Source organism: Streptomyces sp. NPDC004051 (assembly GCF_053604275.1).
Genome location: NZ_JBSGHG010000058.1, coordinates 20,186 through 29,625, shown reverse-complemented (window position 1 = coordinate 29,625; position 9,440 = coordinate 20,186). Strand labels below are relative to the sequence as shown.

Here is a 9,440-nt window from a genome sequence, read left to right as displayed (position 1 = left end):
CCACCGGTGGTGGTCTCCGGGGAGCCGAACATCACCCCGATCTTCTCGCGCAGCTGGTTGATGAAGATCGCCGTGGTCTTCGACTGGTTGAGCGCACTGGTGATCTTCCGCAGCGCCTGGCTCATCAGCCGGGCCTGGAGGCCGACGTGGCTGTCGCCCATCTCGCCCTCGATCTCCGCCCGCGGCACCAGCGCCGCCACGGAGTCGATCACGATGAGGTCGAGGGCGCCGGAGCGGACCAGCATGTCCACGATCTCCAGCGCCTGCTCGCCGTTGTCCGGCTGGGACAGGATCAGGTTGTCGATGTCGACGCCGAGCTTCTTCGCGTACTCGGGGTCCAGGGCGTGCTCCGCGTCCACGAAGGCGACCTGGCCGCCGGCCTTCTGCGCGTTGGCCACCGCGTGCAGGGTCAGGGTGGTCTTGCCGGAGGACTCCGGACCGTAGATCTCCACCACCCGCCCGCGGGGCAGACCGCCGACGCCGAGGGCCACGTCGAGTGCGGTCGACCCGGTGGGGATGACCTCGATGGGCTCGTTCGTCCGGTCGCCCATGCGCATGACCGCGCCCTTGCCGAATTGCCGTTCAATCTGTGCGAGCGCGGCGTCGAGCGCCTTCTCGCGGTCGGTTCCTGCCATGGGTTCCACCCGATTTGCTTGGTTCGATCGCTTCACGTCGACGACGCTAGCGCCTGCCACTGACAACGCGCCCCGGCGCACCTCCGCCCTGTGGACAACTGGGGCGCTTTCCCGCACGAACCGGGCCATAGCACCCGCCGTCAGACCTCATCGGCACACCCATGAGAATAGATGTTCGATTTTGGTGTCAAGCGCACCACGCGGCACCCGCACAAAGGGTTCACCCACCGGCAACGGCTCCGCCGTCGCTCAGGTGTCCCTGGTGTCCCCGGTGTCCCCGGCGCCCTCGGCACTCCCGGTGTTCCCGGTGTCCCCGCTCCGGGACGGTGTCGTCCCCTGTCGGAGGTCCCGGAGGCGTCGGGCGCGGGCGACGAGGCTCCCCCGGTCGCCGGGGCGGTGGTGGCCGTGCACCCGGGGGTCGTCCGTGACGTCGTAGCGCTTCACGTACGCGCCCAGGAACGCCTGGAGGGTGGCGACCGCGGGAATGGCTATCAACGCGCCGACGGCACCGAGCAGGGCGGTGCCCATGACGACCGAGCCGAAGGCGACCGCCGGATGGATGTCGACGGTCCTCGCGGTCAGCTTGGGCTGCAGTACGTAGTTCTCGAACTGCTGGTAGATCACCACGAAGATCAGCACCCACAGCGCGTACCAGGGATCGACCGTGAAGGCGATCAGCATGGGCAGGGCGCCCGCCAGATACGTGCCGATGGTGGGGATGAACTGCGACACCAGGCCCACCCACACGGCGAGCACGGGCGCGTAGGGCACCTCGAGTATCTCCAGCAGTACGTAGTGGGCCAGTCCGGAGACCAGCGCCATCAGCCCGCGCGAGTACAGGTAGCCGCCGGTCTTGTTCACGGCGATCTCCCACGCGCGCAGCACCTCGGCCTGGCGCGCGGGCGGCAGTACGGAACAGACGGCTCGCCGCAGCCGCGGACCGTCGGCGGCGAAGTAGAACGAGAACAGCCCGATGGTCAGCAGTTGGAAGAGGCCTCCGAGCACCTGGGCGGAAACGTCCAGGACACCGGTGGCGCTGTTCTGCACGTAGTTGCGCAGCCAGTCGGAGCGGAGCAGGCCCTCCTGGATGTCCACCCGGCGCAGTTCGGTGCGGAAGTGGGTGTTGACCCAGTTGATGACGGAGTCGAGGTACTCCGGGAAATCCTCGACGATCTTGATGATCTGTCCCGCGAGCATGGATCCGAGCAGCGTGACGAAGCCCGCCGCCACGACCAGCACTCCCAGGAAGACCAGGAAGGTGCCCAGCCCTCGGCGCACCCCCCGCGCGGCCATCCAGCTCACCGCGGGCTCGACGGCGAGTGCCAGGAAGAACGCGATCAGGATGTTGATCAGCAGCCCGGTGAGTTCGTGGAAGGCCCAGCTGCCCAGCTGGAACAGCGCGATCAGTGCGAGCGCGAGCACCATGGCACGCGGCAGCCAGCGCGGCATGCGGGCGCCGGACGGGGCAGCGGGGCCCGACGGACCGGGGGGCGGCGGCGCGCCGGGCGCCGAGGGGTGCCGGGCCGCCTGCCCGGTCTCGTCTATGGGTGCCACGGAGTAAGTTTGGCGTACGCCACCGGCAGCCGTCCGCCCTGTGGCCGTCTCTGTGACGATCAGCGCTTTTCCCGCGGCACGTCCATCACCGCGCAGATCACCTGCCAGACGTCCTTGGCGTCCCAGCCGGCGCTCAGTGCCTCGTGCACGGTGCGCCCGCCGAGTTCCGACATGACGTGATCGCGCGCGAAGGTGTCGGCGTAACCCGTGCCGAAGTACTCCGCCATCCGTTCCCAGAAGACCGTCAACCGCATGCCCTCAGTATCCCGCCCGGGAGTGCGGGCCCGGGCCGGGACGCCTGCCGACACCACCGTGCGCCCCGGCGCCGGTTCTCAGCCGCCCAGGGCCCGGACCCCCGCCGTGACCACCACGGCCGCCCCGACGACGACCAGGAACGGGGCGCGCAGCATCAGCGCCACGGCGGCGGCGGCGAGTCCCACCGCCCGCGCGTCCAGCACCAGCGTCTGTCCGTCGGCGAAGGTCTGCTGGGCCGTGAGGGCCGCGAGCAGGGCGACGGGCAGCAGCGCGGCCAGACGCCTGACCAGCGGCCGTTCGAGGACACCCGCGGGGACCAGCAGCCCGGCCAGCTTGACGGCGTAGCACCCGAGGACGGTCACACCGATCGCGATCCAGATGTTCAACGGTCCTCCCTCGGCGCGACACCGCGCGGTACGTCGCCGTGCGGTGCGTCACCGCGCGGTGTGCCCCTGCGGCGGCCCTGTGCCCACAGGACCGCCGGTGCCGCGAGCGCGGCCACCAGGACCGGCATGCCGGCGGGCAGGACCGGCAGCAGGCCGAGTCCCAGCAGGACGGCGAGCCCGGCGACCGCCCGTTCGGTGCCGGTGCGCAGCATCGGCGCGAGCAGGGCCAGGAAGACCGCGGGGCCGGCCGCGTCCAGGCCCCACGCGCCGGTGTCCCCGATGGCCTCGGCGCCCAGCACGCCGAGCAGCGTGGTGAGGTTCCACAGGACGTACAGGCTGAGCCCGGTCACCAGGAAACCGATCCGCGCGCTGCGCCGGGTGGGCTGGGCCAGGGAGACCGCGGCCGTCTCGTCGATGACCCACTGGGCCGCGAACGGCCGTACCGCGCGCGGGAGGGCCAGCACCTGGGACAGGCGCAGCCCGTAGAAGGCGTTGCGCACCCCCAGGAAGAACGCCCCGGCGGCGGCCGTGAACGGGCTCCCGCCGGCGGCGAGCGCCCCCACCAGCGCGAACTGGGACGCCCCGGTGAACACGAGAAGGCTGAGCACACACGCCTGGAGCACCGTGAGCCCGCTGCCGGCCGCGGTCACCCCGAAGGCGAATCCGGAGAGTCCGACGGCTGTCCCGACGCCCAGGGCGTCCCGGACGACGGCGCCGTCCGGTTTTTCTCCGCGGGCGTCCCCGTCCCGGACGTCCGCGGGTGTTGTCTGTTCTGTTGCCACACTCCGGACGGTACGTGGAGCGCTCTTCGGATGTCTTGTACGTTCTTGCGCTCGCGCTGGTAGGCGCCCGGCGGCACTCCCACGATCCGGCCGAAGTGCCGGTTCAGGTGCGGCTGGTCGGTGAATCCGACCACGACGGCGGCCTCCGACGGTACGGTCCCGGCGTCCAGCAACCGGCGTGCCCGCCGTACCCGTGCGTCGGTGAGCCAGGCGTGCGGCGGCATTCCGTAGGTGTCCCGGAAGGCCCGCAGCAGCGCGAACGGGCTGGTGCCCAGCTCCTCGGCCAGCTGCTCCAGCGTCGGCGGGGCGGCCATCCGCTCCTCCAGCAGGGCACGCGCGCGTGCGGCGGTCCGGGCGCCGGCCGTGCGTACCTCGCGCCGGGGCAGCGAGCCGCCGTTCAGCCTCAGCAGCCGGGTCACGGCGACCCGCAGCAGTGTGTCGGCGGCGAGCGCGTTGCCCTCGTCGGTGGCCCGCAGTACCTGGTGCACCAGGCGGACGGCGTACGGATCGTCGAGCACCGGCCGTACGAAGCCCGGGGCGCCGCGCAGTGCGGTGGTCTCCGCGGCGATCGCCGCGACCACCTCGGGCGACGGGTACACCGCGCCGTACCGCCACCCCTCCGGCACCCCGGCACGTCCGGTGTGCGGGGTGTCCGGGTTCACCAGCGCCAGTGCCCCGGCCCCCGCGTACTGGTCGCCGCCACCGTGGTGGAAGACCTCCACGCCGTCGGAGATGGCGGCTATCACGAAGTGCTCGTGGGTGTGCCGTACGAACGTCTTGTGGATGTAGCGGGCCCGGAGCAGATCGACACCGGGCAGGTCGGCGTACTGCCAGTGCCGCGCCCGTTCCTTGCCCTGTTCCGCCATGAGGCCATTGTCGCCCGTCCCGAACCGGCCCCGCCCGGAGCCGTCGGGCCCCGCCCGGCCCCGGCGGGCGGAGGCCGAACGGACCGGATGCCCACGTCCGGCCTGCTCAGGCCCGTTGTCAGTGCCCGGGTGCAGGATGGACGCATGGTCAGCACCGCGCACCGAGCCCTGGACGGCTTCTCCGCCGCGACCCGCGGCTGGTTCACGGGGGCGTTCTCCGCGCCCACCGCGGCCCAGGCAGGCGCCTGGCGGGCCATCCGGAAGGGGTCCGACGTGCTGGTCGTCGCCCCGACCGGCTCCGGCAAGACGCTGGCCGCGTTCCTCGCGGCCCTGGACCAGCTGGCCGCCGCGCCCCCGCCCGCGGACCACCGGAAGCGCTGCCGCGTCCTGTACGTCTCCCCGCTGAAGGCCCTGGCCGTCGACGTCGAGCGCAACCTCCGCAGCCCGCTGACCGGTATCCGCCAGGAGGCCGTGCGCCTGGGGCTGCCCGAGCCCGATATCAGGGTCGGGATCCGCTCCGGTGACACCCCGCCCGCCGAGCGCCGGGCCCTGTCGACCCGCCCGCCGGACATCCTCATCACCACTCCGGAGTCCCTGTTCCTGATGCTGACGTCGGCCGCGCGGGACGCGCTGACGGGCGTGGAGACGGTGATCCTGGACGAGGTGCACGCGGTCGCCGGCACCAAGCGCGGGGCGCACCTCGGACTCTCCCTGGAGCGGCTGGACGAACTGCTGCCCCGACCGGCCCGCCGCATCGGGCTGTCGGCGACGGTCCGCCCGGCCGACGAGATCGCCCGTTTCCTGTCCCCGCGCGGCAGGGTGGAGATCGTCCAGCCCGAGGCCGGCAAGGAGTTCGACCTCTCCGTCGTGGTCCCGGTCGAGGATCTGGGGGAGCTGGGAGGCTCCCCGGTGGCCGACGCGTCGGAGGGGGCGGAGCGCCCGTCGATCTGGCCGCACGTCGAGGAGCGGATCGCCGACCTGGTCCAGTCCCACCGTTCGACGATCGTGTTCGCGAACTCCCGCCGGCTCGCGGAGCGCCTGTGCAACCGGCTCAACGAGATCGCCTACGAGCGGGCCACCGGGGAACCGCTGGGCGAGCACCACTCCCCGGCCGAGCTCATGGGCGGCTCCGGGGCCGCACAGGGCGCGCCCGCCGTCATCGCCCGCGCGCACCACGGCTCGGTGTCCAAGGAGCAACGGGCCCTGGTGGAGGAGGATCTCAAGGCGGGCCGGCTGCCCGCGGTGGTCGCCACCTCCAGCCTGGAGCTGGGCATCGACATGGGCGCGGTCGACCTGGTGGTCCAGGTCGAGTCGCCGCCGTCGGTGGCCTCGGGGCTCCAGCGCGTCGGCCGCGCGGGCCACCAGGTGGGGGCGGTCTCCACGGGCGTGGTGTTCCCGAAGTACCGGGGCGACCTCGTCCAGGCCGCCGTGGTCACCGAGCGGATGCGGACCGGCGCCATCGAGTCGCTGCGGGTCCCCGCGAACCCGCTGGACGTGCTGGCGCAGCAGATCGTCGCGATGACGGCCATGGACACCTGGCGGTTCGACGATCTGCTGGCCCTGGTGCGCCGGGCGGCCCCCTTCGCCTCGCTGCCCGAGTCGGCCTTCACCGGCGTGCTGGACATGCTCGCCGGCCGCTATCCGTCCGACGCGTTCGCGGAGCTGCGCCCGCGCGTGGTGTGGGACCGGGTCACGGGCGAGATCACCGGCCGCCCCGGCGCACAGCGTCTCGCCGTCACCTCCGGGGGCACGATCCCCGACCGGGGCCTGTTCGGGGTGTTCCTCGCGGGCGCCGACCCCAAGAAGGGCGGCGGACGGGTCGGCGAACTCGACGAGGAGATGGTCTACGAGTCCCGGGTCGGCGACGTCTTCACGCTCGGCACCACCTCCTGGCGCATCGAGGACATCACCCGCGACCGGGTGCTGGTCTCTCCGGCCCCGGGCGTGCCGGGGCGGCTCCCGTTCTGGAAGGGGGACCAGCTGGGCCGCCCGCTGGAGCTGGGCCGCGCGGTGGGCGCGTTCCTGCGGGAGGTCGGCTCGCTGTCCCCGCGGGAGGCGCGGCCGCGGCTCCTGGCCGCCGGGCTGGACGCCCGGGCCGCCGACAACGTGCTGTCCTACCTCGAAGAACAGCGCCAGGCATGCGGTCACGTCCCGGACGACCGCACGATCGTCGTGGAGCGTTTCCGGGACGAGCTCGGTGACTGGCGGGTCGTGGTGCACTCCCCGTTCGGGGCCCAGGTGCACGCCCCGTGGGCTCTCGCGCTCGGTGCCCGCCTCTTCGAGCGGTACGGCATGGACGCCCAGGTGATGCACGCCGACGACGGCATCGTGCTGCGCCTGCCGGACGCCGACCTGATGGGTCTGGACCTGCTCGACCAGGAGCCGGTGGGCACGGGCGCCGAGTACGACGCGGACCGGGCGCCGCTGGGCGCGGCGGACGTGGTCTTCGACAAGGGGGAGGTCGACCAGGTCGTCACCGACCAGGTGGGCGGCTCGGCGCTGTTCGCGTCCCGCTTCCGCGAGTGCGCCGCCCGTGCGCTGCTGCTGCCGCGCCGCAACCCCGGCAAGCGCACCCCGCTGTGGCAGCAGCGTCAGCGTGCCTCCCAGCTGCTCCAGGTGGCGGGCGAGTTCGGCTCGTTCCCGATCGTCCTGGAGGCCGTCCGCGAGTGTCTCCAGGACGTCTTCGACGTCCCCGGGCTCGTCGAGCTGATGGGCGATCTGGAGTCCCGCAGGGTGCGGCTCGTCGAGGTCACCACCCCCGAGCCGTCTCCTTTCGCCCGCTCGCTCCTGTTCGGGTACGTCGCCCAGTTCCTGTACGAGGGCGACTCCCCGCTCGCCGAGCGCCGCGCGGCGGCCCTGTCGCTGGACTCGCGGCTGCTGGCCGAGCTGCTCGGCCGGGCGGAGCTGCGCGAGCTGCTCGACGCCGAGGTGCTGGCCGAGCTGGAGCGCGAGCTGCAGTGGCTCACCGAGGACCGGCGGGTCAAGGACGTGGAGGGCGTGGCCGACCTGCTGCGCGTGCTCGGCCCGCTCACCGGGACCGAGCTGGCGGAGCGGGGCGCCGAGCCGGGGTGGGCTCAGGAGCTGGTCGCGGCCCGCCGCGCGATCCGGGTCCGCGTCGCCGGCACCGAGCACTGGGCGGCGGTCGAGGACGCCGGACGACTGCGCGACGCGCTGGGCACGGCGCTGCCGGTCGGTGTGCCGGAGGCGTTCACCGAACCGGTCAAGGACCCGCTGGGCGACCTCCTCGCACGGTACGCCCGGACCCACGGCCCGTTCACGTCGGCCACCGCCGCGGCCCGCTTCGGGCTGGGCACGGCGGTCACCGAGGGCGCCCTGCAGCGGCTCTCGGCGGCGGGCAGGGTCGTCCAGGGCGAGTTCCACCCGGCCGGGATCGGCCAGGAGTGGTGCGACGCGACCGTGCTGCGGCGGCTGCGCCGCCGTTCGCTGGCCGCCCTGCGGCACGAGCTGGAGCCGGCGCCGCCGGCCGCGCTCGCCCAGTTCCTCCCCCGGTGGCAGCACATCGGCAAGGGGCACACGCTGCGCGGCGTCGACGGCCTGGTGCGCGCCGTCGAGCAGTTGCAGGGAGCGTCCGTGCCCGCGTCCGCCCTGGAGAAGCTGGTCCTGCCTTCCCGGGTCGCGCACTACTCCCCCGCGATGCTGGACGAGCTCACGGCTTCCGGAGAGGTGGTGTGGGCCGGTGCCGGTTCCCTCCCGGGAAAGGACGGCTGGGTCTCCCTGTACCTCGCGGACGCGGCCCCGCTGCTCCTGCCGCCCGCCCAGCCTCTGGAGACGACCGCCCTGCACCGGTCGGTGCTGGACGCCCTCGCCGGCGGCTACGGCCTGTTCTTCCGCCAGATCGCCGACCAGGTCCGCGCCACCACCCACCCCGAGGCCACCGATCCCCAGCTGGCCGACGCCCTCTGGGACCTGGTCTGGTCCGGCCTGCTGACCAACGACACCCTCGCTCCCCTGCGCTCCCTGCTGGGCTCGGGCCGTACCGCGGGTTCGACCGCCCACCGAGCGAAGCGCCCGGTGCCGCGCGGCCGCTACGGCTCGCTCACGGCAGCAGCCCGCGGTACCTCCCGCACCGGCCCACCGACCGTCGCCGGACGCTGGTCGCTGCTCCCGGGCCGGGAGGCCGACCCCACGATCCGCGCCCACGCACTGGCCCGCACCCTGCTCGACCGGCACGGCGTGGTGACCCGGGGCGCCGTCTCGGCGGAGGGCGTCGAGGGCGGTTTCTCCGCGGTCTACCGCGTCCTGTCCGCCTTCGAGGAGACCGGGCAGGCCAGGCGCGGCTACGTGGTCGAAGGTCTGGGAGCCGCCCAGTTCGCCATGGACGGCGCCGTGGACCGCCTCCGCGCGGCGGCCAACGCCCGCGAGCGGGGGGAGACCCTTCCCGGCCCGGACCCGGACGGCCCGGACCCGGACGGCCCGGACCGGGGCGGCATGGACCCGGGCATCTCCGGCCTCCTCGACGGCGACTCCGTTCCCGGTCTCCGGCAGCCCGGGGGGCGCCCCCCGTACGGCCCCTTCGCGGGCCGCCGCACCGGCCCGGACCCCGCCCTGCGCACCCTCGTCCTGGCCGCCGCCGATCCCGCGAACGCGTACGGTGCCGCGCTGGGCTGGCCCGAGCCCCCGACGGGCGCCGGGCACAAGCCCGGCCGCAAGGCGGGCTCGCTGGTGGTGCTCGTCGACGGCGAACTGACGCTCTACGTGGAGCGCGGCGGCAAGACGGTACTGGCCTGGCCCGCGGACCCGGGCGGGGAGCCCGCCGCCGATCCCCGCCTCCCGGCCGCGGCGGAAGCGCTCGCGGCGGCCGCGCGCGCGGGCTCCCTCGGCACGGTCACGGTGGAGCGGCTCAACGGCGCTCCCGCCCTGACGTCCCCGCTCGGGGCGCTTCTGGAGGCCGCGGGCTTCGTCGCCACCCCCCGAGGCCTGCGCCTGCGCCCCTGACCAGCG

7 protein-coding genes are annotated in these 9,440 nt (G+C 73.7%); 1 reads left to right on the top strand and 6 read right to left on the bottom strand.

The features are described from left to right. From recA to ACWEQO_RS33165, 6 genes are all read right to left on the bottom strand, one after another. A partial coding sequence (gene recA / locus ACWEQO_RS33190) for a recombinase RecA (protein ID WP_452986287.1) occupies positions 1-635 on the bottom strand: 635 nt, incomplete at its 3' end. 249 nt (positions 636-884) lie between these two features. Then, on the bottom strand, positions 885-2,189 hold the full coding sequence (locus ACWEQO_RS33185) for an AI-2E family transporter (RefSeq protein WP_452986286.1): 1,305 nt from the start codon (positions 2,187-2,189) through the stop codon (positions 885-887). Positions 2,190-2,248: 59 nt separating this feature from the next. Further along, positions 2,249-2,443, bottom strand: a complete 195-nt coding sequence (locus ACWEQO_RS33180; protein ID WP_361461849.1) for a DUF3046 domain-containing protein — start codon at positions 2,441-2,443, stop codon at positions 2,249-2,251. A gap of 78 nt (positions 2,444-2,521) precedes the next feature. After that, complete coding sequence (locus tag ACWEQO_RS33175) at positions 2,522-2,830, bottom strand: AzlD domain-containing protein (protein ID WP_452986285.1); 309 nt, start codon at positions 2,828-2,830, stop codon at positions 2,522-2,524. Then, complete coding sequence (locus tag ACWEQO_RS33170) at positions 2,827-3,525, bottom strand: AzlC family ABC transporter permease (RefSeq protein WP_361461860.1); 699 nt, start codon at positions 3,523-3,525, stop codon at positions 2,827-2,829. The genes ACWEQO_RS33175 and ACWEQO_RS33170 overlap by 4 nt, the downstream gene beginning before the upstream one ends. Then, positions 3,477-4,478, bottom strand: a complete 1,002-nt coding sequence (locus tag ACWEQO_RS33165) for an AraC family transcriptional regulator (protein WP_361461844.1) — start codon at positions 4,476-4,478, stop codon at positions 3,477-3,479. The genes ACWEQO_RS33170 and ACWEQO_RS33165 overlap by 49 nt, the downstream gene beginning before the upstream one ends. Positions 4,479-4,622: 144 nt before the next feature. Between ACWEQO_RS33165 and ACWEQO_RS33160 the strand changes: the two genes are divergently transcribed. Further along, positions 4,623-9,434 (top strand): ATP-dependent helicase, encoded by a 4,812-nt coding sequence (locus ACWEQO_RS33160; protein ID WP_452986284.1) that lies wholly within the window; start codon positions 4,623-4,625, stop codon positions 9,432-9,434. The last annotated feature ends 6 nt before the right edge of the window (positions 9,435-9,440 follow it).